22 protein-coding genes and 1 tRNA gene are annotated in these 26848 nt (G+C 64.1%); 11 read left to right on the forward strand and 12 right to left on the reverse strand.

What is annotated here, in order from left to right; translation table 11 throughout:
• Positions 1 to 23 precede the first annotated feature (23 nt).
• Positions 24 to 1421 carry a phosphomannomutase gene (locus DEM26_RS02855; protein WP_109171640.1) on the forward strand — a complete coding sequence of 466 codons (1398 nt, stop codon included), beginning with the start codon at positions 24 to 26 and terminating at the stop codon, positions 1419 to 1421.
• Here the strand turns inward: DEM26_RS02855 and DEM26_RS02860 are convergent.
• The 3 genes from DEM26_RS02860 to DEM26_RS02870 form a co-directional block, all read right to left on the reverse strand.
• Positions 1418 to 4144 (reverse strand): DUF4214 domain-containing protein, encoded by a 2727-nt coding sequence (locus DEM26_RS02860; protein ID WP_109171641.1) that lies wholly within the window; start codon positions 4142 to 4144, stop codon positions 1418 to 1420. The genes DEM26_RS02855 and DEM26_RS02860 overlap by 4 nt on opposite strands.
• A 134-nt stretch (positions 4145 to 4278) precedes the next feature.
• Complete coding sequence (locus DEM26_RS02865) at positions 4279 to 4932, reverse strand: ABC transporter ATP-binding protein (protein ID WP_109171642.1); 654 nt, start codon at positions 4930 to 4932, stop codon at positions 4279 to 4281.
• A 5-nt stretch (positions 4933 to 4937) separates the two neighbouring features.
• A complete protein-coding gene (locus DEM26_RS02870) occupies positions 4938 to 6167 on the reverse strand; it encodes a hypothetical protein (RefSeq protein WP_146194424.1) in 1230 nt (409 codons plus the stop codon).
• Positions 6168 to 6242: 75 nt separating this feature from the next.
• Between DEM26_RS02870 and DEM26_RS02875 the strand changes: the two genes are divergently transcribed.
• Positions 6243 to 7040, forward strand: a complete 798-nt coding sequence (locus tag DEM26_RS02875; protein ID WP_088725384.1) for an ABC transporter permease — start codon at positions 6243 to 6245, stop codon at positions 7038 to 7040.
• Here the strand turns inward: DEM26_RS02875 and DEM26_RS02880 are convergent.
• The 3 genes from DEM26_RS02880 to DEM26_RS02890 form a co-directional block, all read right to left on the reverse strand.
• Positions 7006 to 8166, reverse strand: a complete 1161-nt coding sequence (locus DEM26_RS02880; protein ID WP_109171643.1) for a hypothetical protein — start codon at positions 8164 to 8166, stop codon at positions 7006 to 7008. The genes DEM26_RS02875 and DEM26_RS02880 overlap by 35 nt on opposite strands.
• Positions 8163 to 10493 (reverse strand): glycosyltransferase, encoded by a 2331-nt coding sequence (locus DEM26_RS02885; RefSeq protein WP_146194425.1) that lies wholly within the window; start codon positions 10491 to 10493, stop codon positions 8163 to 8165. The genes DEM26_RS02880 and DEM26_RS02885 overlap by 4 nt, the downstream gene beginning before the upstream one ends.
• A 269-nt stretch (positions 10494 to 10762) precedes the next feature.
• A tRNA-Trp gene (locus DEM26_RS02890) sits at positions 10763 to 10838 on the reverse strand.
• A gap of 160 nt (positions 10839 to 10998) precedes the next feature.
• On the opposite strand from DEM26_RS02890, the gene DEM26_RS02895 reads away from it, so the two are divergent.
• Complete coding sequence (locus DEM26_RS02895) at positions 10999 to 11559, forward strand: type 1 glutamine amidotransferase domain-containing protein (RefSeq protein ID WP_088719454.1); 561 nt, start codon at positions 10999 to 11001, stop codon at positions 11557 to 11559.
• 9 nt (positions 11560 to 11568) lie between these two features.
• On the opposite strand, the gene DEM26_RS02900 is transcribed toward DEM26_RS02895, so the two are convergent.
• The 4 genes from DEM26_RS02900 to tuf all read right to left on the reverse strand — a co-directional run bounded on the left by DEM26_RS02900 (position 11569) and on the right by tuf (position 15612).
• Complete coding sequence (locus tag DEM26_RS02900; protein ID WP_088734707.1) at positions 11569 to 12555, reverse strand: zinc transporter ZntB; 987 nt, start codon at positions 12553 to 12555, stop codon at positions 11569 to 11571.
• A 70-nt stretch (positions 12556 to 12625) separates the two neighbouring features.
• Positions 12626 to 13294, reverse strand: coding sequence for a CatB-related O-acetyltransferase (locus DEM26_RS02905; RefSeq protein WP_109171645.1), 669 nt, complete (start codon positions 13292 to 13294; stop codon positions 12626 to 12628).
• Positions 13295 to 13417: 123 nt separating this feature from the next.
• Positions 13418 to 14293 carry an alpha/beta fold hydrolase gene (locus tag DEM26_RS02910; RefSeq protein WP_109171646.1) on the reverse strand — a complete coding sequence of 292 codons (876 nt, stop codon included), beginning with the start codon at positions 14291 to 14293 and terminating at the stop codon, positions 13418 to 13420.
• 143 nt (positions 14294 to 14436) lie between these two features.
• Complete coding sequence (gene tuf / locus DEM26_RS02915) at positions 14437 to 15612, reverse strand: elongation factor Tu (RefSeq protein WP_077701325.1); 1176 nt, start codon at positions 15610 to 15612, stop codon at positions 14437 to 14439.
• Positions 15613 to 15779: 167 nt separating this feature from the next.
• Between tuf and DEM26_RS02920 the strand changes: the two genes are divergently transcribed.
• Positions 15780 to 17153, forward strand: a complete 1374-nt coding sequence (locus DEM26_RS02920) for a cytochrome P450 (RefSeq protein WP_109171647.1) — start codon at positions 15780 to 15782, stop codon at positions 17151 to 17153.
• 132 nt (positions 17154 to 17285) lie between these two features.
• Here the strand turns inward: DEM26_RS02920 and parC are convergent, their stop codons facing one another.
• On the reverse strand, positions 17286 to 19514 hold the full coding sequence (parC, locus tag DEM26_RS02925) for a DNA topoisomerase IV subunit A (RefSeq protein WP_075773808.1): 2229 nt from the start codon (positions 19512 to 19514) through the stop codon (positions 17286 to 17288).
• 169 nt (positions 19515 to 19683) lie between these two features.
• On the opposite strand from parC, the gene DEM26_RS02930 reads away from it, so the two are divergent.
• The 4 genes from DEM26_RS02930 to DEM26_RS02945 all read left to right on the forward strand — a co-directional run bounded on the left by DEM26_RS02930 (position 19684) and on the right by DEM26_RS02945 (position 22009).
• Positions 19684 to 20211 carry an SH3 domain-containing protein gene (locus tag DEM26_RS02930; protein ID WP_109171648.1) on the forward strand — a complete coding sequence of 176 codons (528 nt, stop codon included), beginning with the start codon at positions 19684 to 19686 and terminating at the stop codon, positions 20209 to 20211.
• Positions 20212 to 20332: 121 nt separating this feature from the next.
• Positions 20333 to 21172, forward strand: a complete 840-nt coding sequence (locus tag DEM26_RS02935; protein WP_088722223.1) for an SDR family NAD(P)-dependent oxidoreductase — start codon at positions 20333 to 20335, stop codon at positions 21170 to 21172.
• A gap of 61 nt (positions 21173 to 21233) precedes the next feature.
• Complete coding sequence (locus tag DEM26_RS02940) at positions 21234 to 21437, forward strand: twin transmembrane helix small protein (RefSeq protein WP_075773805.1); 204 nt, start codon at positions 21234 to 21236, stop codon at positions 21435 to 21437.
• A complete protein-coding gene (locus DEM26_RS02945; RefSeq protein WP_088719448.1) occupies positions 21437 to 22009 on the forward strand; it encodes a cob(I)yrinic acid a,c-diamide adenosyltransferase in 573 nt (190 codons plus the stop codon). The genes DEM26_RS02940 and DEM26_RS02945 overlap by 1 nt, the downstream gene beginning before the upstream one ends.
• 63 nt (positions 22010 to 22072) lie before the next feature.
• On the opposite strand, the gene DEM26_RS02950 is transcribed toward DEM26_RS02945, so the two are convergent.
• Positions 22073 to 24262 carry a primosomal protein N' gene (locus DEM26_RS02950; RefSeq protein WP_088722618.1) on the reverse strand — a complete coding sequence of 730 codons (2190 nt, stop codon included), beginning with the start codon at positions 24260 to 24262 and terminating at the stop codon, positions 22073 to 22075.
• Positions 24263 to 24399: 137 nt separating this feature from the next.
• Between DEM26_RS02950 and fsa the strand changes: the two genes are divergently transcribed.
• The 3 genes from fsa to DEM26_RS02965 all read left to right on the forward strand — a co-directional run bounded on the left by fsa (position 24400) and on the right by DEM26_RS02965 (position 26817).
• Positions 24400 to 25050, forward strand: coding sequence for a fructose-6-phosphate aldolase (fsa, locus tag DEM26_RS02955; protein ID WP_088719447.1), 651 nt, complete (start codon positions 24400 to 24402; stop codon positions 25048 to 25050).
• A 142-nt stretch (positions 25051 to 25192) separates the two neighbouring features.
• Positions 25193 to 25897, forward strand: coding sequence for a DUF484 family protein (locus DEM26_RS02960; protein ID WP_075774302.1), 705 nt, complete (start codon positions 25193 to 25195; stop codon positions 25895 to 25897).
• Positions 25897 to 26817 (forward strand): tyrosine recombinase XerC, encoded by a 921-nt coding sequence (locus tag DEM26_RS02965; protein ID WP_109171649.1) that lies wholly within the window; start codon positions 25897 to 25899, stop codon positions 26815 to 26817. Before DEM26_RS02960 ends, DEM26_RS02965 begins: the two co-directional genes overlap by 1 nt.
• The last annotated feature ends 31 nt before the right edge of the window (positions 26818 to 26848 follow it).

Genomic DNA, 26848 nt, shown 5'->3' on the forward strand with positions numbered 1-26848 from the left:
AACGGCGCGACAATCGAGGACTTATGGCACCGAAATTTGGCACCAGCGGGCTGCGCGGCCTTGTCACCGAACTGACCGACGCGCTGGTCACCGATTACACCCGCGCGTTCCTGTCTGCCTGCCCGCAGGGCGGAGCCGTCCATGTGGGCTGGGACTTGCGCCCTTCCTCCCCAGCGATCGCCGAGACCGTCATCGCCGCAATCCGCGACGCCGGACTCACCGCGATCCGCGAGGGCGCGCTCCCTACCCCCGCGCTCGCGCTCGCATCGATGGGGGCGGGCAACGCCGCGATCATGGTCACCGGCAGCCACATCCCCGCCGATCGCAACGGGCTGAAATTCTACGTCCCGCATGGCGAGATCGCGAAAGAGGACGAGGCCGCCATCCTCGACCGGCTCGGTCAGGACCATCCCGTGACCGAGAAGTGCGGCTCCGAAATCCCCGGGGCAGATACCGCGGCGCACTACATCGCCCGCTATGTCGACGCCTTCGGCTCGGAGGCTCTCGAGGGCCTGCGCATCGGCGTCTATCAACACAGCTCCGTCGCTCGCGACATCCTGGTCACCGCGATCGAGGCGATGGGCGCGACCGCTGTTCCGCTCGCCCGATCGGACGAGTTCATCCCCGTCGACACCGAGGCGGTCGCCCCCGAGACTCGCGAAACGTTGCAAGGCTGGTGCACCGAGCAACGGCTGGATGCGGTGATCTCGACCGATGGCGATGCCGACCGCCCGATGTTGACCGACGAGACCGGCACGCTGATCCCCGGCGACGTGCTGGGGGCGCTGACCGCGCGGCTTCTCGGGGCGAAAATCCTCTGCACCCCGGTCTCCGCCAATACGATGGTCGACGCGATGCCAGAATTCGACAGCATTCATCGCACTAAGATCGGATCGCCCTTCGTGATCGCCGCGATGGGGGCCGCGCGCACTGCCGATCCAGCCGCGAAGGTCGTAGGCTATGAGCCCAATGGCGGCTTCCTTCTGGGCTTCACCGCAACGGGCCCTGTCGGGCAGATCGCGCCGCTCGCAACGCGCGATTGTCTGCTACCGATCGTCGCTCCGCTGGTCGCAGCGAAAAAGGCCGGCACCGGCCTCAGCGGACTTGTCGCCCAGCTGCCCGCGCGCTTCACCGCAGCCGACCGGGTCGCCGAAGTCTCGACCGACCGCTCGCGCGCCTTCATTGATCGCCTCGCGGCCGATCCCGTCGCACGGACGGAATTCTTCAGCGATTTCGACCCGGCCGAGCGGATCGACCAGACCGACGGTCTGCGCCTAACCTTCCCCTCGGGCGAGATCGTCCATCTGCGGCCCTCTGGCAACGCTCCTGAATGCCGCTGCTACGCCGAAGCCGCGACGCCCGAGCGCGCAGAGAGCCTTGTCGCAAGCTACCTCGCCGCACTACGAACGGAACTCACCTAGCCCGAGAGGTCGAACATCCCGTCGGAGAACAGGCCGAGATCGGTGTCGATGAACTCGACCGTGACGCCCTGATCCGAGAACGTCACGCCGGAGCCGGTCTCGACCATATGGTGGCGGGCCTCTGCGGCAGAGCTGTAGTTGAACCCCTCGAAGCTCAGCTGATCCCAGGGTTCGATATCGATGATGACGTGATGCCCGTCTTCATCAGCGCGGAACACGAACTGATCCGCCATCACGCCACCCTGGAGCAGGTTGTACCCGTCGCCGCCATCGAGTTGATCCTCGAAGCCGAAGGAACGGAACCAATCGATCTGCGACTGCGCCGTCTGGGTTATCATCTCGGGGCTTTGCGCGAAGGCGGCGACGACCTTCTCGCGAGTGTAGCCCCCGCTGTCGAGTTGATCGACCCACCATGTCAGCCCTTCGCTATCCGGCGCCCGCCCAAAGACATTCTGATAGAGCAGCGAGACGAAACCGGCATCGTCGAGACTGCCGTAAGTTGCGGTGAATTCCGGCGAGTTGACGAAGCCCGAGACCACGTCGAGAAACTCCATTCCGTCGGCCTGCATCTCGCTCCAATACATCATCCCGCCGAGATTCGGCTCGCGCCCGAGCGTCGCCTGATACAGGCGAAACACGTCGTCGGTGAAATCCGTCTGAGTGCTGGCCTGGCTCAGGAGAAGCGTGTCGATTTCCGTGGCTTTCCGAAATTCCGGGCTTTCCGAAAATCCCAAGACAACCTCCTCCCGGCTTCGTTCCCCCCGATCGAGCTGGTCGAGCCAATAGCTCAGCCCCCCGCTATCGGGGTTTCGATCCAGCACGTTCTGGTAAAGCAGCGTCAGAAACTCCGCGTCGCTCGTCTGCGCGTAGTTCGACTGAAATTCCGGCGAGTTGATGAATCGGTCCGCGACTTCCTGCAGATCGATCGCGCCACTCGACAGAAGGTCCGTCCAATAGTTCAGACCGTTTCCATCGGGCGCCCGGTCAAGCGTCGCCTGATAGACCCGGAACACCTGTGCCGCGAACGGATCGTAGCTGCGATCGATCCGTCCGCCATTTAGCAGGTCATCCCCGCCCATGCCTTGCAGGATATCCGCCCCGTCATTGCCGACCAGCAGATCGTCCCCGCCGCGCCCATCTATGATATCGCCCTGCGCTGTACCTTCTTTGTGGATATCGCCGACCTCGAGCGGGTTGATCGCGGAATGCCACAGATCGCGCAGCTCCGAGGTTTCGAAATCCGCGGCGCTCAGGCTTGAGCCATTCGCGGTATTCACGATCACACGTTCGTCGCCGATCCGAATATCCGCCCCCGTCGCGGTCGGGGTAATGTCCAAAGCCTCCTTGGTGTAGAACCAGGCCATGCTCGAGAGGTCGAGCCGATCGATGCCGGGCTCGTAATCCATGATGAAATCCGTGCGCCCATCCGCATCGAGCACGAAGACGTCCCCCCCTTCGCCCCCCCAAAGCGTATCCACACCGCCGCCGTCTTGCAGGATGTCCGCCCCTGCCCCACCGTGGATTTCGTCATCGCCTGCGCCGCCGGAAATCTGATCGTTTCCCGCCCCACCTTTCACGGTTTCGCCGCCATCGCCAAGCTTCAGCGCCAGACCGGCAGGGCCCAACTCCACCTTGATATGGCTGATCCCCATTCCCTGATCGCTCGCGCTCGCTGACACGTCGCCCGCCACGAAAATATCGAGTCCGGTCGCATCCGCGATCATCGCCGCCGCAGCCGGATCGGTCAGCGCGGTTTCGATCTCGTCCGCCAAGGTCCCGATCTGGACCAGTTTGCCGCCAGGCAGCAGCGTAAGCAGGCTGACCCCGTCATCGGCGCCTCCGGCCAGCACATAGACCTGATCGGCCATCGTAACGGTTTCGAGCGTCGTGACGCCCTCGAACCGCGTGCCGAGGTCGTCATTGATCTGATCGGTGACCTCCATCCGCCCGCCCGGACCGAGCGCCACGACAGAGATCGAGCTTGTGCCCGCCGCTCCCAGAAGCGCATAAGCCTGACCGCCCACATGGACCGTCTCGATCGAATTAGGGGTGTTGATGAAGAGGCCGTCGCGCGCATCGATCTGACTGGCGATCTTCAGCTGTCCCTGCGTATCGAGCGCGAGCGTGGTCAGCGAATTATCCGTAGCCGAGGCGGCCAGAACGTATTGCGCCCCGTCGATCTCGACCGTGCCGAGAGTATGGACATCATTCGCTGACCAAGCGGCGCCCGCAGTGCCCTGCGCGATCTCTGTCATCCGGCCTCCGGCACCCATCTGCCAGACATGCAGCCCGCTCCCATGCGACAGGGCGCCGACGAAAAAGCTCTGCGCGTCGAGGTGCAGCGGCGCGATCGCAAGCACTGCACCCGGCGCAACCGCCCCCGGCAGCGTAAACACATCGCTGATTCCACCGTCATTCTGGTTTAGCCAGACCGCTTGAAACGCGCCCGATGCCGAACCGGTCGCCATCAAGGCAGGACTGCCGTCGATCGAGATCTCGGTCAGCGTCCCGGCTGCATCCAGTCCCGCACTTTCGCTCAGATAAGCCAGATCGCTCGAATTCAGCCGCGCGGTCAGCGGAAGCTGCGCGATGCCGCCTGACGCATTGGAAATCGAGTAAAGCGTCGGCCCCGTCTCACCCTGCACGAGAAGCAGGTCGGTGACCGACGTCATGAAATTTTTCGCACCATTCGTTACGGTCGCGACCGGCGTCAATTGAGGCATAGCCACCTCCGCTTTCAACGTTCTCCTTGTCTCAAGCATGAGGCGCGGCTGGGCTCAGAGCGCGGAGGGAAAGCGGCCCGAAAATGGTTTTTTCTCAATATTTTAATAGAATTCAACGACTGCCATCGCCCAACTCAAAGCATATTGCGTTCGTGGCAGGCAATCGCGGCATTGAGATCGTCGAAAAACTCAAGCCGTCCACGCTCGAGCACCGCGCCGCAATCGCAAATCTCGTGCAACTGGTTCATTGAGTGGCTGACCACAATCGCTCCGGCTTCTTTCAGCCGGTCGCGAAACAGGGCTGCGCTCTTCTCGCGAAACGCCGCATCGCCGACCGCCGTGATCTCGTCGACGAGATAGGTGTCAAAACTGATCGCCATCGACGCCGCAAAGGCCAATCGCGCGCGCATCCCGGAAGAATAGCTGCGCAGCGGCATTCGGAAATGCAGCCCGAGCTCTGCAGTCTCCTCCACGAAGGCCACCATCTCGTCCGTATCCACCCCGTAGATCCTCGCGATGAAGCGGCAATTCTGCGCGCCTGTCAGGTCATTGTGAAACGACCCTGCGAAGCCGACAGGAAAAGAGACGCTGCCCCGCGTGATCACCCGGCCCCGATCGGGCCGTGCGGTCCCCGCTATCATTTGCAGAAGCGTTGATTTCCCCGCCCCGTTGCGCCCCAGCAGTGCGACGGATCGCCCGCTGGGAAAGCTCGCGCAGATATCGAGCGCCACGATTTTCTCGCCACCAGGAACGCGGAAGCTCTTGCCGAGATTTTGCAGCCGGATCATCGCCGTTACCGACGGTCCCGGATCGCATAGCCCGCCAGCACGCCAATCGCCCAAAGCAAAATCAAGCTGCCCGCGATCAGCGCAAGAAGCGTTTCGCGGCGTGGATATTCGGCGCTCTCAGCGAGGGTCGGCGCCATGAATGTCGCGAGAAAACGGCTCTTGCGGCGCGCCTCGGCCTCCGCCGCCTCAAAGCTCGCACGCGTTGCCGCATAGGCACGCTCTGCGAATTCGCGCTCCGTCATGAGCCGCTCGAATTCGCCCACGATGCTTGCATAGGCTTCGTCCTTCGTGCCGCCCTCGATGCCAAGCTTGCGCCGTTCCGCCACGATCCGTTTCTCGATCACCGCCAGCCGCCGCTCGGCCTGCTTCAACCGCGGATCCGTACCGCTGCGCACGGTGCCGCGTAGTAGATCGCTCTCGATCATCACATGCGCCTGCTGCTCGAGCAGCGATCCCAGAACCCCAGCTTGGCTTTGCAAATCCATCTCCGGGCTGATCAGTTGATGGCGATTGCGGAAGGTGGTGAGTGCCATGCGCGCCGCCTTCAGTCGCCCCTCCGCGCGCCGCAACTCGCCGCGCGCATGGCGGATCGCGTCTTCGCGCGCCGCGTTGCTGAGCCGATTAATCATCGTCGAGCTGCGGGCCATCAAGGTCTGCGCGATCCGCTGCGCCGAGACCGGGTCGAAAGCCCGCACCTCGATGTCGAGCAGCCCGGCACCCGCGCCGTGCCGCACATGGACCATGCGCCGCCAATAGGCGACAAGATCCTCCAGATTGGCGTCGGTCGACAGCCCGAACACCGGATCTGATCGCTTGCGCGACCAAATCGCTCTCAGATCGAGCGCATCGTCGATCTCGGCGACAAGGCTGGGGCTTTGAATAAACTCATACAGAATATCCGTATCGTCCGAAGACGCCCCCGACAGGCTGGATAGCCCGCCGAAAATATCGAATGCCGGGCCGGCCTCCTTGCGCTGAACCGTAAAGCCGACGCGGGAGACGAACTGATCTGCAGCCTGCGCGTAAAGAAAACAGGCAGCGGCCAGGACCGGCGCGACCACCAGCGCCACGAAGCTCAACCCCACCGCATGATGGCGCCGCCGCCAACGCGCCTTGCGGGCAGGCGGGGCGTAAGCGCTCGGCACTGTTCGTAGCGGCTGGGAGACGTCGCGCAACCCCGCCCCCGCCGCGAGAACGGGCGCGGCCCGCGCAGGCTCGTTAACCGCGTGTTTCACAATTGGCTCCACTATTGATCGCATCGGATCCCAGCGAACACGATCCGAATTGAAAACCGGTAAACGAGGCTCGAAATGTTTTTCTCACATGCGCCCAGTCCCCCCAACCGGTCCTTCCCGGCTCTTCGTGCGATCGGCGCGCTCATCTTGCGCGAGATGTCCGCCAGCTACGGCCGCTCGCCGGGGGGCTATCTCTGGGCTCTCCTCGAGCCGGTCGGCGGCATCGCCTTGCTCACTCTTTTCTTTTCGTTGACCTTCCATGCTCCGCCGCTCGGAGCCAGTTTCGCGCTTTTCTATGCGACAGGGCTACTGCCCTTCATGCTGTTTTCGGAGGTCCAATCGAAAGTCGCCAACGCGCTCACCTACTCGCGCGCCCTTCTGGCCTATCCGACGGTGAGCTTTCTCGATGCACTCATCGCGCGACTTGTTTTGAATGCACTCACGAAACTCATCGTCTCTTACCTAGTTCTTCAGGGCTGCCTGCTGATCTTCGACTCCCGCGCGAGCCCTGATCCGCTGCGGATATTCGAGGCGGCGAGTCTTGCCGTGCTGTTGTCCTTCGGCATCGGAACGCTTAACTGTTTTCTCTTCCTGCGCATCCCTGTCTGGCAGCAGATATGGTCGATTCTGATGCGACCTATGTTCTTGATATCAGGTGTGTTTTTCCTCACCGATCACCTGCCGACGTGGGCCGCAGACGTCCTGTGGTTCAACCCGCTCGTACATGTCATCGGCTATCTGAGGCACGGGATCTTCCCGACCTACGAGCCCGATCATCTTTCCGCGCCTTGGGTCATCGGCGTATCACTCGTGGCGCTGGCCATCGGCCTTCTGGCGCTCAGGACGCGTTACCGGGATCTCCTCGCAAGGTGAGCGTTGCGGATCGGCGCGAAGGCGCACCGAACAGCGCGGCGCGCCATCGACCACAACGGTCCTTGTGCAGAAGGGTATCGAGACGCTTTGCGATCAACCGATCGAGTTCTCCAAGCGTTGCGTCCGCTGGCCATGACCCAGAGAGGAGCCGCCCCGCAAAGACGCGCAATTCGTCGAGATCGTCTAGCTGTGCAGGACCTTTCTCTATTTCGGGATGATAGGGATAGGGTGAAGCCCAGAACGGATCGTCGCGTATGGCCTCCGCCTGGGTAGCGGGTAACACGCGCTCGAGCTTTTGGCGCTGGGTCTGCGCGATCTCCTGCAGCGTCTCCACATGATGCGGCGCGATTGCCCACGCGCGGCGAAGCATAGGCCCCGCCGCCAAACGCCTCTGCAACAGGAACTCGATTTCGGCGCGATGGGTATCTGGGCGGAAGCGCCGATTGCGCAGTAGGAAACCAATCTGCGCCGCGCTGCCAGTTCTGTGACGCTGCCGGGACGGCTGGCTCGATGTTTGAAAGAGAGCATCGGTGCAAGCGACCGCGTCATGCCCTGCTGGGGCGACCTGCAAGCGAACATTGGGAATACGCACCCAAGCCGCGAGATCGGCACCGAAGCTATAAGGACACCGCCAGGCGCGCAGCCAATCGTCAAAGCAGGGACGGCTCCAGACGCCCCACTGCCAGAACGCCGCATTCATCCATGTCAAAGGCGGCCGCAGGAAGGCCAACACGGTGACGGGCGGATGGCCAAGGTCGGCGAGCAGCGACGCAAAAATTTCGGGGCGCCGAATCCATCCCTCATTCGAGAAAAACGGGATGTAGCCGCAGCTGTGGGCGCGCGCCATTTCTCTCTGGAAGAAAGCGGCGAAGGGTCTTGCCCCGACCTCGCGACCCGGATCTGGCATCGAGACATATCCGTAAGGAGAAAGCGCCGCGGCATGTGACACGGCCCTGCCGCGCAGCGGCATCACCAATCCCCTGACCTTCGCCGCGCCGATATAGCGCACGCGATGTCCGGTGCGTGACGCCCTGTCCGGGCGTACGCTCCATGCCGATTGAAGGGCCGAACTGCCGCATTTCGGAGCGCCGACGTGGAAGACGGCGACACTGTCCTCGAATGTCATGCCACCCACCTTTCGCAGTCGGGCTGTCCGAGCAGGCGACCCATGTCGACATCCGATGGATACCGTGGCAGTGGCAAAACGCATCCCTGTCTGCCCGCAGCCCTGACCGCCTCAGCCTGTGCGCCGAGATCGAAACAGGTCACCGGCAGGCCGGTGCCGAGGGCCTCGTGCGTCGTGAACGAAAAGGTCTCCGGCCAGAGCGACGGGATAAACCACCGATCGATTCCGTGATGCGCAACCAGTATCGGCAAGTCAGACCGCTCGAACGGCCCATGGATGTGGTTCGGCGCGTCGAGATGAAACCGCGGATCGAGAGTCCCCAGTAGCACGAGCCGCGCGCGCCCGTCAGCGATGCACGCATCGCCTACGGCTTCCACGACCGAGGCTCCCTTGTGCAGGCCGATATGGCCAAGCACGCCAATAACGGGCTGCGCAGATCTGTCAGCATTCGAGGAGGTGCCGGAGTTCGCCAGGTGCCTGTGATGCGGATAGGTCAGAGGTGCAGGTCGCCTCCTGTCATGCGGCTTGCAGTCTATCTTATCCGCAAGGTCGGGGCGAACCGACGCAACGATGCCAGCGGAACTGTGCGAGAAAACGCGCAAGCGCGTCGCCGCGGTCATTGCGGCACCCCATGCAGCTTCCCATTCCGATCGGTCGCCGCTTGAATGCGCGCGAGGCCGCTTTCGGAATCCGGGGCGCAGATCGATACGCACCGGGATGTCGCGCAGACTGGGCCCCTCTTCCAGGAGGGTGTATGCCTCACTGAGAGGGAAATAGTCGTGGAAAAGAATGTCGAGTTGGTGCCCTCGGGACAGATCGACTAACAGCTCTGGGATTTCGAGCGGCGCCGAATGACCGACGCCGCAGGAATAGATTACGTGGCGTTCTGGAAGGACCTGCAGCAGAGAAAGGATCGCTGCCCGATCCGCCGTCTCTGTGATGCATAGGCCGAGCGGGTCGTGAAGCTCGATGGACCAACGAGCCGTACCGCCGACACGCAGAACGATGCCGCGCCGCCCGGCGCGAAGCTCCGCGGCGATTTCCTCACGCAGCCGAATCTCGGCGCCGCCACCAAGGGAATGCCCGAGCCAGATTTTGAGCGGCGCGGCCTGCAATGCGCCCGCACGCGCCAAGGCAAGCACAAAACGAGGAGCTGCCAGCGGGTCGCGGCTAAGAAACCGATCGACCGCCCGCGGATAGCTCGGATAGCGCCGCTCGATCTTCGCGTGATGGCGTTCCACCAGTTTCTGGCGCGCCGACGGACCGAAGGAGGCACTGCCCCGATGCTCGACGAAAAGCGAGCTTATCCCGACATGGCGCCCCCCGAGCCGCCGTACCCTTTGGCACCAATCCGTCTCCTCTCCGTAGCCGCGCCCGAACCCCGGATCGAAGCACGGGAGTTGGGAAAGAAAGCGGGGTGCGAGCGCCATGCAAAAACCGATCCCGGTGGGCAGATCGGCGCGCGCTTGCGAAGGTTCCAACTTCGCGGCGATGGCATCGATCTGATCGACGGCCCCGGGCGGCAGATCGCTCCGCGTACCAGGCATCGGCACCGACAATATCTGCGCGTCATTCGACATTGGCGTCACGCTTGCCACCTCAGGGTCGGTGAGCGGCTCCACAAGCCGCGACGCCCAGCCTGCAGGCACGAAGACATCCGAATTCAGCAAGACCACGGGACGGTCTGGGAAGCGATTCAGGACCTCCTCATACCCGCGATTGACGGAGGCGACGAAGCCCAGATTCGCTGCATTTTCCAGAAGCGTCACGTTGGCTTTGGCCTTACACCAATCACGCAAAAACGGCCGCATCTCGGGATCGGTCGAGCGATCTTCGACCACGATCATGTGCCAATCGAGATCCGTATGCCGAACGATGCGATCGAGCGTCTCGCGCAGCAGATTCCGCGCGTTGAAAACTGGCAAGACAATCACGATCGCGGGGGAAGCCGGCGGTTCGTCAGGCGGTCCGGTGCGCAACAAGTCGGACGGTAGAAGCGCACCTCGCGATTGCGCCACAAACCCCAGTGCCGACTTCACCCTCATCCCCGCGGAACTGTCGCCGCGGCTTCGCCATCGCCAGATGTCGCCGGCATGAGAGGCGAGCCGCCAAAGAAATATCGGCGCAATACGCAGCTGCCCGAAAGTGAGACGAAGGCGTCCGATCGACGGCAAGGTCCAGCTTTCGTTTCCGTGCCCTTCGGCTCCTTTACCGGGAATGGCCAGTTCTACCCGACCGGGCCAAAACGGCAGATCGAAGGCGAATTTCGCCACCCCTGAAGCGTCGGGTTCAAGGGCGCATCGTTGCGTCACGCTGTCCAACCGCAAGACCAGCTCCGGAGCGGCGATTCGCCCCTCCAGCCGAAGACGGTTTCCGCTATACTCATATCGCGTGACATGCAGGCCCCAAGCTTCCGCGCGCGCGCCTAAACCGCCCACAGTCCGAGAGATTCGGAGATTCGCGTCGGCATATCGATGAAAGACCCGGAAAATTCTGCCCAGCACAACGATTCCTCGCGATAGCGTCCGAAATCGGCGTCAGGTGACGCCATCTTTCGGAACGTTACGCGAACGAACGTAAATTTTCAGGAAACGGCTGGCAGGGGCAGAGGGACTCGAACCCGCGACCCTCGGTTTTGGAGACCGATGCTCTACCAACTGAGCTATACCCCTAGGCCGTGGCGTGGGTGCTAAAGTCTCGCGCGACCGAAATCAAGTACCTTTCCATCGATCTCGCATTTCCCCGCCGAAGAAATCGCCGTGGAACGCAAGCCGAGCACAGATCGTTTTTCCTCCGAACCCGCGCAAGCTGCGCCTCTGGAAAGGAAAGCATATGCCAAAGATTACCGAAGCCCGCATTCTGATCATGGCCACCGATGGTTTCGAGCAGGCCGAATTGACCGTTCCGCGCGACAAGCTGATCGAAGCAGGCGCGCAGATCGACATCGCCTCGCTCGACGGCGAAGATATCTGCGGTTGGGACGAAACCGACTGGGGCGAAACCGTTTCGGTGCAGCGCAAGATCTCCGATGTCGACGCGTCGAATTACGATGCGATCGTTCTACCCGGCGGTCAGATCAACCCCGACCTTCTTCGTGTCGAGAAAAGCGCGCTGGACCTGCTGCGCAATTTCTATGACCAGGGGAAGGTTGTAGCCGCGGTCTGCCACGCACCTTGGCTTCTGATCGAAACCGGTATCGCCAAGGGGCGCAAGATGACCTCGTATCACTCGGTGCGCACCGATGTCGAAAACGCCGGTGGCGAATGGGTCAACGAATCCGTGGTTTCCGACAATGGCGTCGTCACCTCGCGCAACCCGAAGGATCTCGACGATTTCGTCGCAAAGATCATCGAGGAGGTGCAGGAAGGTCGCCACATGCGCGACGCCGCCTGACCGCGTGAATTACCGCTTCCTGCGCTTCGAATAGAGGCGCAGGAGGCCCATGACCATCAACTGCACGGCGACGATCACCACGCAGACGATCACCAGATAATTGAACGCATTGTCGGAATTCAGCCCCGGCATCCCGCCGATGTTGACCCCGAAAAGTCCGGTGAGAAACCCGAGCGGCAGGAAGATCGTGGAGACCACCGACAGCACGAAGGTGTTGCGGTTCACCCGATCCGACAGCTGGCTCGAGAGTTCCTCGCGGAGCACCTGCGCCTGATCGCGCAGCTCGTCCATATCTTCCGAAATCCGCGTCATCTTCAACGCTTCTTCCTCGATCTCGCGCCGCGTGACCTCGTCGATGATCGGGCTCTCCGCCTGCGTCAGACGGATCAGGGCTTCGCGTTGCGGCGCGAGGTAACGCCGCGCCGCGATCACCTGCAGCCGCAGGTCGAGAACGTCGCGGCGCATGTGATCGGCGTGCCCGCCATAGACCTGATCCTCTAGCGTTTCGGCGCGTTCGTCCAATTCGCTTTGGAACACTCCGATATTGCCGACGATATCCTCGGTGAGTTGCACGAGGAAGCTGCCCGCGTCGCTGGGCCCTTGGCCGTCGCGGATCGCTGCGTTCATGTGCTCGATCGCGCGCACGCGCTTGCGCGAGATCGTCAGGATGCGCTGCCGGTCGAGATACATCCGCAGCGAGACCATATCCTCGGGATCTTCGCCCTCGTTGAAGTTGATCGCGCGCAGGATCACCAGAAGCCCCTCGCCGATCTGGCTCATGCGCGGGCGCGTATCGACATCTAGCAACGCCTCCACCGCCTGCGGGTCGAGGTAATCCAGCTCCTCGCGAATCCAGCGCTGCGCCCGCGGGTGCGTCCCGTCCAGATGCGCCCAGGCGAGCCGTTCGTCCCGTAGCGCCTCGACGATATCGGCAGGCCCGTCAGGATCGGGCGCGCCCGAGAGGATATGCGAGAAGAGGATCGGGCTGTTGGTCATCCGGGCTCCGGGCGAAATCGTAGCGTTGCCCAGAGCCTAGCGTCGTTGCGCGCAGCGGCAAGCCTCTCGCTTAGGGTGCGTGTCTGGCCAGTGCGGCGACATCGCCTGCTTCCAGTGCCGGAAGCGCGGCGCGGATCGCTTCCACGGGCCAATCCCACCATGCGAGATCGAGCAGCCGCGCGACCTCCCCCGGGCTGAACCGGAACCGCACCACCCGCGCCGGATTGCCAGCAACGATGGCAAAGGGCGGCACGTCCTGCGCCACAACCGAGCCCGCCGCCGCGATCGCCCCCGCGCCGATCTTCACGCCGGGCATCACCATCGCGTTGAAGCCAAGCCAGACATCCGGCCCGATGACAGTGTCCCCTGTCGCGGCGTTCTCCTCAAGATATTTCCCCGCCGTCTCCATATCGAAGATTCGGAACGGGTAGGTGGTGATCCCGCCCATCGGATGATTGGCCGAGGCGGTGATGAAGCGCACCCCATGCGCGATCTGCGCGAAGGGGCCGATCACCAGCCGCTCGGGGCAGCCGGGAAACAGATACGGCGCCAGCTCCGCCGCCGCGTCCGGCACGGGAACGAGAGGGCTGTAATAAGCATAGCGCCCGACCTCGATATTGGGATGATCGATCACCGCCTGCAGGAACACGGTGGGTTCATGCGGCATGCCATCGGGCAGCAGGACAGGATTGCGGGTATCGGGCGCAGGAAAGCGCCGCGGCAGCGGATGGGCAGACATGGAGAGACCTCTCTCGATCAGAGTTTCAGGGAAACGGGATCAGAAAAGGGTCTTGTCCATCGGCGCCTCCATTGCGTGCTCGTCCAGTCTAGCGCAAGCGACGGGTCCGCGCCAGCCGTCCGGTCACAGCTTGCGCGCGCGCCACTCCGTCATCGCCTTCGCGATCTGCTCCGCCGCGTCAGGGTCGAGGTGGAAATGGTGATCGCCTGCGATCTCCACGCTCTCATAATCGGCGATCAGCTCGGCCCCCCATCGCGCCAACTCCGCCGTGCCCTCGCGCCGCGCCCGGATCCCGTCCGCAGCCCAGATATTGAGCACCGGTGCCCGGATCGCCCGCAGCACCGCCTCCACATCGTCGCGATCGAGTTTCGCTGCAGAGCTCGCGAACAGCCGCCGGTCGCCGCGCAGATGCCAGCCCTCGGAGCCTTCTTCCAGCGCACGCTTCGCCAGCGCCTCGGCCACCGCGCGCGCGTTGCCCTGCCCCGCGCGGCGCGCGATATAGGCTTCGCGCGTCGGGAAACTGCGTGGAGGCCGCGCCGCCTGCGTTGGCACCTCGGTCAGATAGGCGCGCAGGGTTGTGACGAAGTCCTGCGCCACCGGCTCGGGGGCCAGCGAATCGAGCGCGATGAAACCTCGCACCCGCTCCGGCATCGCTGCCGCCAACAGCGCCGCGATATTGGCACCCCGCGAATGGCCCAGCAGCACGCACTCCTCCCAACCCAGAGCGTCGAGCACCCGCAGGATCTGCGGCAAGTCGTCCCAGATATTGTAGCTCGCATGGGCCGCGCGATGCCCGCTCAGCCCCTGCCCGCTCAAATCGAGCGCGACGACATGGCAGCCATTCAGCCGCGGCGCGAGCTCGGCAAAGCTCGCTGCATGATCCATCCAACCATGCAGCGCCAAGACCGGCAGCCCCTCCTCGGAGCCCCATTCGAGCCCGGCGATCCGTAGCCCGTCTACGTCCCAGCGCCGCTCCCGCGCACCGTTCGTCTCCACCATGTCTTGCATCCTCCCACGCCCCCAATGCGCAGAAGATCTAGCGCGAGACACCCGCGATTGCGACCACCGGCACCGCGTCTTTCACGCAAAGCAAAAGGGCCGCCCAAGCGGGCGGCCCTTCGCAAGTCCAAATGATCCGAAGATCACTCGATGATTTTCGACACCACGCCGGCGCCGACGGTACGGCCGCCTTCGCGGATTGCGAAGCGCAGACCGTCTTCCATCGCGATCGGAGCGATCAGTTCGACTTCGAACTTCAGGTTGTCGCCCGGCATCACCATCTCGGTGCCCTCGGGCAGCGTCACGGTGCCGGTCACGTCCGTCGTGCGGAAGTAGAACTGCGGACGATAGTTCGCGAAGAACGGGGTGTGACGGCCACCTTCCTCTTTGGTGAGGATGTAGGCTTCAGCTTCGAACTTCGTGTGCGGCTTCACCGAACCCGGCTTGCACAGAACCTGACCACGCTCGACGCCGTCACGGTCGATGCCGCGCAGCAGCGCGCCGATGTTGTCGCCAGCTTCACCACGGTCCAGCAGCTTGCGGAACATCTCGACGCCCGTGCAGGTCGTCTTCGAGGTGTCGCGGATGCCCACGATTTCCAGTTCGTCGCCGACGTTGATCACGCCACGCTCGACGCGGCCGGTCACAACCGTACCACGGCCCGAGATCGAGAACACGTCTTCGATCGGCATCAGGAAGGGCTGGTCCACGGCGCGCTCCGGCGTCGGGATGTAGCTGTCGACAGCTTCCATCAGAGCACGGATCGAGTTCTCGCCGATTTCCGGATCACGGCCTTCCATCGCGGCCAGAGCCGAACCCTTGATGATCGGGATATCGTCGCCGGGGAAGTCGTAGGACGACAGAAGTTCGCGAACTTCCATTTCCACGAGCTCGAGCAGCTCCTCGTCGTCGACCTGGTCAACCTTGTTCAGGTACACGACCATCGCCGGGATGCCGACCTGACGGCCGAGCAGGATGTGCTCGCGCGTCTGCGGCATCGGGCCGTCAGCTGCGTTCACGACCAGGATCGCGCCGTCCATCTGCGCTGCACCCGTGATCATGTTCTTCACGTAGTCGGCGTGGCCGGGGCAGTCGACGTGCGCGTAGTGACGCGACTCGGTCTCGTACTCCACGTGCGCGGTCGAGATCGTGATGCCGCGGGCTTTCTCTTCCGGCGCGCCGTCGATCTGGTCATACGCGCGGAAATCACCGAAATACTTCGTGATCGCAGCCGTCAGCGTCGTCTTGCCGTGGTCAACGTGGCCAATCGTGCCGATGTTGACGTGCGGTTTGTTACGTTCAAACTTTTCCTTTGCCATCTCGCGGGGCGCCTCTGGTTAGGGGGCCGCTAGCAGCGAGCCCGAGTCAATATCGCGCGCTACCTATTGCCCTGGCGGGGAAAAATCAAGCCCGGAATGCAGGGTTTCCCCTGTCTGTGTTCGCGGTTTCGCTTGGGCAGCGACCCGCTCCGCACTACCATCCCGTCATGGATTACGCTGCGACAGACGACACCCACCGCCTTCCCGCCCGCGCACCGCTTGCCGAGCACCCGCTGGGGATTCTCGCGAGCTTCCGGGCTGCGCGGCGCAACCTGTTGGAAATAATACCGGAACTGGCCACCCATGCACCGATCATCTCGGGCAATACAGGCGCGCGCTGGCATATGGTGATGGACCCTGACAGCCTGCGTCACATCCTCAAGACGCGCGTCGAGGATTATCCGAAATCGGTGGTGACCAAGCTCATTCTCGGCCCTGCCGTAGGGGAAGGGCTATTCGTCGCCGAAGGGGCCGAATGGCGCTGGCAGCGCCGCGCCGCCTCTCCGGTCTTCGCCGCGCGCAACATGGAGGCGCTCGCCCCCGTCATGGGGGCCGCAGCGGAGGCCTCTGCCGCGCGCATCAGCACCGCCGCCGATACCGGTCGCGCGGTGGACCTGCATCAGGAAATGGTGGCCGCGACCTTCGAGGTGATCTCGGACGTGACCTTCTCGGGCGACGAGGGCTTCGACCGCGCCGCGATCCATCGGGCGATCGACGCCTATATCGCGCAGACGGCAAAGGTCTCGCTTCTGGATCTTTTCGCCCTGCCCGCCTGGGTGCCGCGCCCGCATCGGGTGATCTCCTCGGGCGTCGTGCGCGACCTCAAGCGCCATGCGGACAGCGCGATCGAGGCCCGGCGCGCGAGCGAGGCGAAGGCGGTGCCCGACCTTCTGGACCTGCTCGACGGCGCGCAGGACCCCGAAACCGGCCGCGAGATGAGCCCGGCCGAGCTACGCGACAACCTGCTGACCTTCATTGTCGCAGGCCACGAGACGACCGCCCTGACGCTCGCCTGGGCGCTCTACCTCTGCGCCTTCGACCCGGCGGTGCAGGAGGCCGTCCGCAGCGAGGCGCAGGTCGCGCTCGGCGCGCATGCGGCGACCGTCGATGACCTGCCGAAAATGCCCCTCATCGCGCAGATCGTGAACGAAAGCCTGCGCCTCTACCCGCCTGCGGGCTTCCTGTCGCGCACGGCGCGCAAACCCGACACGCTTCTGGGGCGCGAGGTGCGCGCAGGCGACACGGTGATGCTGCCGATCTACGCGCTCCACCGTCACCACGCGCTCTGGGACGACCCGCATGCCTTCCGCCCGGATCGTTTCGCCGATCCGACGCATGACCGCTTCGCCTTCCTCCCCTTCGGGGCCGGGCCACGCATTTGCATCGGCGCGGGCTTCGCGATGCAGGAAGCACAGATCATCCTCGCCACGCTCCTCGCCCGGTTCCGCTTCACCGCCGTTCCGGGGCGCGAGCCTGTACCGGAGATGATCCTGACGACACGCCCAAAGGGCGGCATCTGGCTGACGGTAAAGCGCGCGTGACAGGCGAGAGCGAACACTCATGCTTCGCCTTGGCGAAAATTTCCCGGGGGTGAATTGCCCGACAGGGCAAGAGGGGGCGGCGCCCCCTGCCGGATCGCCCGGGACTGCCCGGACGATCCCTCAGGCAATGCCTCAGGTGAACCTGTTGTCCCGCGGGAAGCCTCGCGGCGCCATGCGGCCCGCCGAGGCGCGCTTGCCGGTCCATTCGGCGAGGTCGGTCTCGGTCCGCGTGCGGCCCGCCGGATCCTTCCAGCTCAGACCATCGGCCAAGGTGAAGGTCTTCGCGTCGCTCAGCCCACCATCCTTGTATTTCTGCAAACGGACGCCTTTGCCGCGCGCCATCTCGGGCAGCTCTTCCAGCGGGAATACCAGCAGCTTGCGGTTCTGACCGACGCAGGCGACCGTGTCGCCATCGATCTTCGAACAGACGGTGGTTTTCGCCGCCCCCTTCATGTTCAGAACCTGCTTGCCCGATTTGGTCTGCGCCACGAGCTCTTCGCCCGGGCAGACGAACCCGTCGCCATCCGAGGAAGCCAGCAGGTATTTCTCGCCCGCCTTCGGCAGCAGCAGATGCGTCACCTCCGCCTCGTTGGGCAGGTCGACCATCAGCCGCAGTGGCTCCCCCATGCCGCGCCCGCCGGGCAGATTCGCCCCGAGCACCGTATAGGCGCGCCCGTTGGAGCCCATCGCGACGATCCGGTCCGTGGTCTCGGCATGCATGGCGAACATCGGCCCGTCGCCATCCTTGAACTTCACCTCGGCGTCGAGCGCGTTGTGGCCCTTCATCGCCCGGATCCAGCCCATCTTCGACAGGATCACGGTAATCGGTTCGCGTTCGATCATCGCCTCGATCGGCACTTCCTCGACCTCACCAGCCTCGGCGAAGCCGGTGCGTCGCGCGCCGCCCTCGGCGTTGCGGCCGAATTTCTTGTCGATCTCTTTCAGCTCACCGCCGATCGTCTTCCATTGCAGCTTTTCGGAGGCGAGAAGGTCTTCCAGTCCCGAGCGCTCTTCGATCAGTGCATCACGCTCGCGCTTGAGCTCCATCTCCTCGAGCTTGCGCAGACTGCGCAGACGCATGTTTAGGATCGCTTCGGCCTGCACGTCCGACAGTTCGAACTCGGCCATCAGCATCGCTTTGGGTTCGTCCTCGTAGCGAATGATCTCGATCACCCGGTCGAGGTTCAGGAAGGCGATAATGTAGCCTTCGAGCACTTCCAGACGCGCGTCGATCTTGTCCATCCGATGCTGCGAACGGCGCAGCAGCACCTCGCGCCGGTGATCGAGGAAGGCGCGCAGCACCTCCTTGAGCGAGCAGACCTTCGGCACCCGCCCGTCGATCAGCACGTTCATGTTGAGCGAGAAGCGGACCTCCAGATCGGAGTTCTTGAACAGCATCCCCATCAGCATCTCGGGCTCGACGGTGCGCGATTTCGGCTCCAGCACGATGCGGATATCGTCGGCGCTCTCGTCGCGCACATCGGCCAGCGCGGGCACTTTGCGGGTCTGGATGACCTCGGCCAGACGCTCGATCAGCTTCGATTTCTGCACCTGATACGGAATCTCGGTGACGACGATCTGCCACTGACCGCGGCCGAGATCCTCTTTCTCCCAGCGCGCCCGCAGACGGAACGCACCGCGCCCGGTGCGATAGGCGTCGCGGATATTCTCGGGCGGCTCGACCAGCACGCCGCCGGTCGGGAAGTCGGGGCCGGGGATATGCTCGACCAGCTCGTCATCAGTGATGGCGGGGCGCTTGATCATCTCCAAGAGCGCCTCGACCAACTCGCCGAGGTTATGCGGGGGGATGTTCGTCGCCATGCCGACCGCGATGCCGCTCGCGCCATTGGCCAGCAGGTTCGGAAAGGCGGCGGGCAGCACGACCGGCTCGGTCAGCGTGCCGTCGTAGTTCGGGCGGTAATCGACCGCGTTCTCGGCCAGACCTTCCAGAAGCGACTCGGACGGTGAGGCCAGACGTGCCTCGGTGTAACGCGAGGCTGCCGGGTTATCGCCGTCGATATTGCCGAAGTTGCCCTGCCCGTCGACGAGCTTGTAGCGCATCGCGAAATCCTGCGCGAGACGCGCCATCGCGTCGTAGATCGCGGCGTCGCCATGGGGGTGGTAGTTCCCCATCACGTCACCCGAGATCTTCGCGGATTTCCGAAAGCCGCCGGTGGGCGACAGCTTCAGTTCGCGCATCGCGAAGAGGATGCGCCGATGCACCGGCTTCAACCCGTCGCGCGCATCGGGCAGCGCCCGGTGCATGATCGTCGAGAGCGCATAGGTCAGATAGCGCTCGCCAATCGCGCGGCTCAGCGGTTCGGAACTGGTGGAGAGGGGATTTTCTTCGTCACTGCTCATGCCGATTTACTAAAGCCGAGCCCGATCCCGGTCCAGCGGGAAAAGCAGGAATAAGAATTTCCAAGGAACTTTTCCCCCGTCGGCGGAATTTCACCGACGTAGAGCAGGCGGAATCGTGTTAACATTTCAATGATTCCCCAGCTGCCAATTCGGAATCAGGGGGTTGAACATGGGTAAGTTGTTGCTGACCACTTTGGCGGGTATTTACGCCGTTATGGCCATCGCCGGTCGCGACGTCCCCGGGGACGTCGAACAGGCCTCTGCGGCTACGTCAAATGACACGGTACAGGTGTCACGCGCCGCGACCGACAGTCAAGAACTTTCGGCCAGCGAAGCGCCTCAAATTGTCGCGAAGGCGGCCGCCACATCGCCGACCGATACGCCGAGAGTCGAGAAGGCGTCGCTGATCACGCGCATCACGCCGAACACGCGGATGCCGGGCCCTGAGCTCAAACCCTCGCCGGAACATCGCAAGACCGCTGCGCCGGAAGTCGACGGCGGCACGCTCTGGAGCGTCTCGGCCAATGCCCTCAACGTGCGCTCGGGCCCCTCGACCAGCAATGCCGCGATCGACAGCGTCCGCAAAGGCGATCAAGTGCTCGTTGTGGCCGAGAGCGGCGGTTGGGCGCATGTGAAGATCGAAGGCGGCGGCACCGAAGGCTGGGTCTCGAAGAAATATCTGCGCCCGGCGAACTGAGCTTTCACAGGCGGTGCACCGCTAAATTCTTGTTTTTCCACCCGGGTCAAAATATTCCCGCCGGAGGCATATCTCCGGCGGGTTTTTCTTTGCCTCGCCGGATCAGAGGGAAGGCGCGCGCATGGCCAAGACGATTCTGATCACCGGATGCTCCTCGGGCATCGGCTACGACGCGGCCCACGGGCTGAAGGCCGCGGGCTGGAAAGTCTTCGCCACCTGCCGCCGCGAAGAGGATTGCGAACGTCTTCGCTCCGAGGGCTTGGTCTCGTTCCAACTCGACGTGGCCGATCCCGAAAGCATCGAGGCTGGCTTCAACGAGGCGCTCGCGCGCGGGCATGGCCGGCTTGATGCGCTCTACAACAACGCCGCCTTCGCCTGCCCCGGCGCTGCCGAGGACATTCCGCCCGGCGCGCTGCGCGAGATTTTCGAGACCAACCTGTTTGGCCTGCACGACCTGACGACCCGCGCGATCAAGGTGATGCGCGCACAGGGCGACAACGGCGAAGGACGCATCCTGCAATGCTCCTCGGTGCTGGGCTTCGTCGGTCTGAAATGGCGCGCAGCCTACGCCTCGACGAAATTCGCGCTGGAAGGGCTGACCGACGTGATGCGGCTCGAGATGGCAGATACGGACATCAAGATCGTGCTGATCCAGCCGGGCCCTATCACCTCGAAAATCCGGGTCAATTCGATCCCGCCTTTCGAGAAATGGGTGGATTGGGAGAACTCCGCCCGCCGCGCGCAATACGAGGGCAGCTTGCTAAAGCGTCTCTACCAAGGCCGCGGAAAGCCCGACACGTTCGAACTGCCGCCCTCCGAGGTGACGAAGGCGATCCTCAAGGCGCTCGAGGCCCCAAACCCGAAGCCGCGCTACAAGATCACCACGCCCACGAAGACGATCAGTGTCGTGCGCCGCTTCCTGCCGGACCGGATGCTCGACTGGGTGCTGGCCAAGGGCTGAAAATCCTTTCGCATTTTCGTGATCTCCAGCTATGTCTTGAGCCCAGAGGGAGAGAGACTACATGCGCAACGACCCGTTATTCTACATCGTCGCCGTGGCAAGTCTGGCGGTTCTGGTGATCTTGATGATCGGCATCGCGGGCTTCGGACGCGGGGGCGATTTCAACAAAAAACATGCCAACAAGCTTATGCGGTTGCGCATTGCCGCCCAGGCGGTCGCGATCGCGCTGATCCTGTTGTTCGTTTATCTCAGAAAGGGTGGCTGATGGTCGTTCTCAATCGCATCTACACGCGCACCGGCGACGCCGGGGAAACCGCGCTCTCGAACGGGGTGCGCGTTGCCAAACATTCCGCGCGCGTGACCGCCTATGGCACGGTGGACGAGCTGAACGCGACCGTGGGTATCGCGCGCCTGCATGCCGACAAGGCGCTGCAAAAGCAGCTTTCCGTGATCCAGAACGACCTCTTCGATCTTGGCGCCGATCTGGCGCGCCCGGACATGGAACATGACGACGAGGCGGGCTACCCGGTCCTGCGCATGGTCGAGTCCCAGGTGACCCGGCTCGAGACCGAGATCGACGCGATGAACAAGAAGCTCGAGCCGCTGCGCAGCTTCATCCTGCCGGGCGGCACAGCGCTCGCGGCGCACCTTCACATGTCGCGCACCGTCGCGCGTCGTGCCGAGCGCGAAGCCGTGTCCCTCGCCGCGATCGAAGGCGTCAACGAATGGGCAGTGAAATATCTAAACCGCCTGTCCGACTGGTTCTTCGTCGCAGCCCGGATCGCGAATGACGATGGCAAGGATGATGTGTTATGGGTTCCCGGAGCGAACCGCTAACGAAGTCAGTGACGGAGCTTCCAGAAACCACCGGCGAAGGGCAGAGGCAGCCGCTAGGCGCTCTCAAAGGAAGCTCTGCGGATCGATATCGACTGCGAGCCGCGCATTCGTCGGCAGCTTCAGCCCCTTGAGCCAAGCCTTGAGGGCGCCCTGCAGCGGCGCGCTTTTCTCTGCCTTCACCAGCATCCGCACCCGATGCCGCCCGCGCACCCGCGCGATCGGCGCAGGCGCGGGCCCGAAGACCTGCGCGCCGATCCGGCGCAGCGCGGCGTCGTTGCGCGCCAGGTGATTGCCGATCTCGAAAAGCGGCTGCAGATCCGGCCCCGACAGGATGATCCCGGCCATCCGCCCGTAAGGCGGTACGCCCTGGGCCTGCCGCGCGGCCGCCTCCTGCGCCCAGAACGCCTCCTCGTCGCCGCCCAGAATCGCCCGGATCACCGGGTGCTCGGGCTGATAGGTCTGCAACAGCGCCGCGCCCTTCTCCTCGGCGCGGCCCGCCCGGCCCGCCACCTGCCGCATCAGTTGGAATGTCTTCTCCGCCGCGCGCAGGTCCGAGCCCTGCAGGCCCAGATCGGCGTCGATCACGCCCACCAAGGTCAGCCGTGGGAAGTTATGCCCCTTCGCCACGATCTGGGTGCCGATGATGATATCCGCCTCGCCCTGTGCGATCTCGGCGATCTTCTCCTTCAGCGCGCGGGCTGAACCGAACAGGTCAGAAGACAGCACCGCCAGGCGCGCGTCGGGGAAGCGCTCCGCAACCTCCTCGGCCAGCCGCTCGACCCCCGGCCCGACCGGCGCGAGCTTCCCTTCCACTTCGCAGCTCGGGCATTTCACCGGGATCGGCTTCGTCTCGCCGCATTGGTGGCAGACGAGGCGCTTCAGGAAACGGTGCTCGACCATCCGCGCGTCGCAATGATCGCAGCCAATCTGATGCCCGCAGGCCCGACAGATCGTGACCGGCGCATAGCCGCGACGGTTGAGAAACAGCATCGCCTGCTGCCCCTCGGCCACCCGCGCCAGCACCTCCTTCACCAGCGTCGGCCCGATCCAATGCGCGCTCTCGATCGCCTCGTCACGCATGTCGATCGTGCCCATCTCGGGCAGTTCCGCCGTGCCGAACCGTGCGCCCAGATCAAGCCGCTGATACTTCCCCGCCTCCGCGTTCGCCCATGTCTCGAGACTAGGCGTCGCCGAGGCCAGCACCACCTGCGCCGAACAACCCGAGGCGCGCAGCACCGCCATGTCGCGCGCATTATAGAGAACGCCCTCCTCCTGCTTGTAGGAGCTGTCATGCTCCTCATCGACGACGATCAGCCCCAGATCGCGAAACGGCAGGAACAGCGCCGAGCGCGCGCCGACGACAAGCTGCACCTCGCCCGCGCCGCAGGCCTTCCACAGCCTGCGCCGCTCGCTCTGCGTGACGCCGGAATGCCACTCGCCGGGGCGCGCGCCGAACCGCGCCTCGACCCGCGAAAGGAACTCGGAACTCAGAGCGATCTCGGGCAACAGCACCAAGGCCTGCCGCCCCTTGCGCAGACATTCCGCGACGGCCTCGAGATAGACCTCCGTCTTGCCCGATCCGGTCACGCCCTTAAGCAGCGTCGTCGAATATGCCCCGGAGCCTGCCCGCAACGCCTCCGCCGCGGCGGCCTGCGCCTCCGACAGCGCCTTGCCGGGCCGCGCCGGATCGAGCCGCGGGAAGGGCTGATCGCGCGGGACCTCCGCCTCGATCAGCGCACCGGTCTTCACCAGCCCTTTCACCACCTGCGTCGTCACCCCCGCCAGATGCGCCAACTCGCTCAGGTAAAACCCCGCGCCGCCATGCTCTTCCAGCACCTCGAGCACCCGCGCCCGCGCATCGGTCATCCGCGACGGCTCACGATCGCCCAAGCGGTAGATTTTGCGCATCCCCGGCGGATCGCCCAAGCCCGGCGCCCGCGTCGCGAGGCGCAAAACCTGCGGCAGGGGCGTCATCGTGTACTCCGCCATCCGCTCCAGAAAGACGCGCAGTTCGTCGCGCATCGGCGGCACGTCGAAGACCCGGTTCACCGCGCGCAGCTTGGCCGCGTCGAAGCCGCCCTCTCCTGGCCCCCAGACCACACCCAGCACCTTGCGCGGCCCCAGCGGCACCTCGACGAAAGCGCCGTTGTAGCAGCCGCCCTCCGGCGCGCGGTAATCGAGCGGCCGCCCGATCGGCTCCGCTGTCAGCACCGCGACCCGCGCGCCCTCTTCGAACCAACCGGGTTCAGACATCGCCATGCCTTCCAACTGCACTAAATATTCCCGGGAGCGGCGAAGCCGCGGGGCTGAGCCCCTCTGGCGTTGCGACCTCTTTCACCCTCGCCGCTTTTGCGCTAACACGCTCGCGACTGCCGCCAAGGAGAGCTGCCATGAAATTCTTCGTCGATACCGCTGACACCGCCGCGATCAAGGAACTCAACGATCTGGGTATGGTCGATGGCGTGACCACCAACCCGTCGCTGATCCTGAAATCGGGCCGCAACATTCTCGAAGTCACCAAGGAAATCTGCGACATGGTCCACGGGCCGGTCTCGGCCGAAGTCGTGGCCACCGAAGCCAAGGACATGATCGAAGAAGGTATGAAGCTCGCCAAGATCGCCCCCAATATCGCGATCAAGGTGCCGCTGACCTGGGACGGCCTGACCGCTTGCAAGGCTTTCGCATCCGAAGGCCACATGGTCAATGTCACGCTGTGCTTCTCGACCGCGCAGGCGATCCTCGCCGCGAAGGCGGGCGCGACCTTCATCTCGCCCTTCATCGGCCGCCTCGACGACATCAACCTCGACGGGATGGATCTGATCGAAGACATCCGCACGGTCTATGACAACTACGATTTCTCGACCCAGATCCTCGCCGCCTCGATCCGCTCGGTGAACCACATCAGCGACGCCGCGCGCATCGGCGCCGACGTGATCACCGCCCCGCCGGCGGTTATCAAGTCGATGGCGAACCATCCGCTGACCGACAAGGGTCTGGCCCAGTTCCTCAAGGATTGGGAAGCGACCGGCCAGAAGATCTGATCTTCCGGCGTGAGTCCGAAACGGCACAGGCCCGCCTATCCGGCGGGCCTTTTTCGTCGCGGGGGCCGATTTTTGGACTGCGTCGCGATGCGCATCGTGTATGCTCGGAAAAAATGACGCATCGATGAGCGACGAGACAGGCATGACCGAACCGGCCCTCGTGGAGCAACTCCGCGACAAGATCATTTCCGACCCTGACGTGATTCTCGAGGACCGCGACCTGATGCGGGCGCTGATCGCCGCGAACGAAGCGGCGATGGGCGGCAATATCGTCGATCTGCGCGGCGCGGCCATGTCCCGGCTGGAGGCGCGGCTCGACCGGCTGGAAGACACCCACCGGTCTGTCATCGCCGCCGCCTATGAGAACCTCGCAGGTACCAACCAGATTCACCGCGCGGTTCTGCGGATGCTCGACCCGCATGACTTTCAGTCCTTCCTGTCGAATTTGGCTTCCGAAGTGGCCGAGATCCTGCGCGTCGATGCGGTGCGTCTGGTGCTCGAGAGCCACCAGAACGAGGACGACCCGGCGCTTCGCCAGCTGGGCGAGGTGCTTTGCGTCGCCGAACCCGGCTTCATCACCGAATACATGCGCGGCGGGCGCGGCGGACAGCCTCGACAGGTCGTGCTGCGCCAGACCGTTCCCGGCTCCGAGGCGATCTTCGGCGAGGCCGCGAACTGGGTGCGCTCCGAGGCGCTGATGCAGCTCGATCTGGGCGAGGGCCGGCTGCCGGGCATGCTGGTCATGGCCGCCGAGGATCCGCATCAGTTCAAACCCTCGCAGGGCACCGATCTTCTGGCCTTCTTCGCAGGCGTATTCGAACGCACGATGCGCCGCTGGCTGGATTGATGGCGGAGCCGTCCGCAGGGCTGCAAGACGCGCTCGCCGAGTGGCTGAGCCATCTGCGCGGTTTACGCGACGCGTCCGAGCATACGATCACCGCCTATCGGCGCGACGTGGCGGGCTTCCTGGGATTTGTGCAAAATCATCATGGCGAGAGCCTCGGCACCGCCCGGATCGCGCAGCTCGGCCCTTCCGACATGCGGGCATGGATGGCGCATGAGCGGTCGCGCGAGGTCTCGTCGCGCTCGCTCGCCCGCGCTCTGTCCTCGGTCAAAAGCTTCATCCGCTGGCTCGCCGATCGCGACGGGTTCGACGCGAGCCATATCCTCTCGACCCGCAGCCCGAAATATCAACGCAAGCTGCCGCGACCGCTGAACGAAGACGCCGCCGCCGAGATGATCGAACAGGTCGACACGCAAGCGATGGAGCCGTGGATCGCCGCGCGCGATGCCGCCGTGCTGACGCTGCTTTATGGCTGCGGGCTGCGGATATCCGAGGCGCTCGCGCTGCGCGCCGACGCCCACCCGCTGCCCGAGGTGCTGCGCATCCGGGGCAAGGGCGACAAAGAACGGCTGGTCCCGGTCGTCCCCGCCGCCCGCGAGGCGGTGGCCGAATACATACGCCTGTGCCCCTACCCGGCCGAGCCGGACGCCCCCTTGTTCTACGGCGCACGCGGAAAGCCGCTCAATCCGCGGATGATTTCCAAGGCGATGGAGCGGGCGCGCATGTCGCTTGGCCTGCCTTCGACCGCGACGCCGCATGCGATGCGCCACAGCTTTGCCACGCATTTGCTGGCCGCTGGCGGCGATCTGCGCGCCATTCAGGAACTGCTGGGCCATGCGAGCCTCGGCACCACCCAGATCTACACTGCCGTCGACGCGGCGCGACTTATGGAAATCTACGACAAGAGCCATCCGCGCGCCTGAAGTTCGCTTGCCCCTGCGTCGCAAATCCGGC

The organism is Thioclava sp. NG1 (assembly GCF_003122275.1).
In the GTDB taxonomy this organism is placed as follows: Bacteria; Pseudomonadota; Alphaproteobacteria; order Rhodobacterales; family Rhodobacteraceae; genus Thioclava; species Thioclava nitratireducens.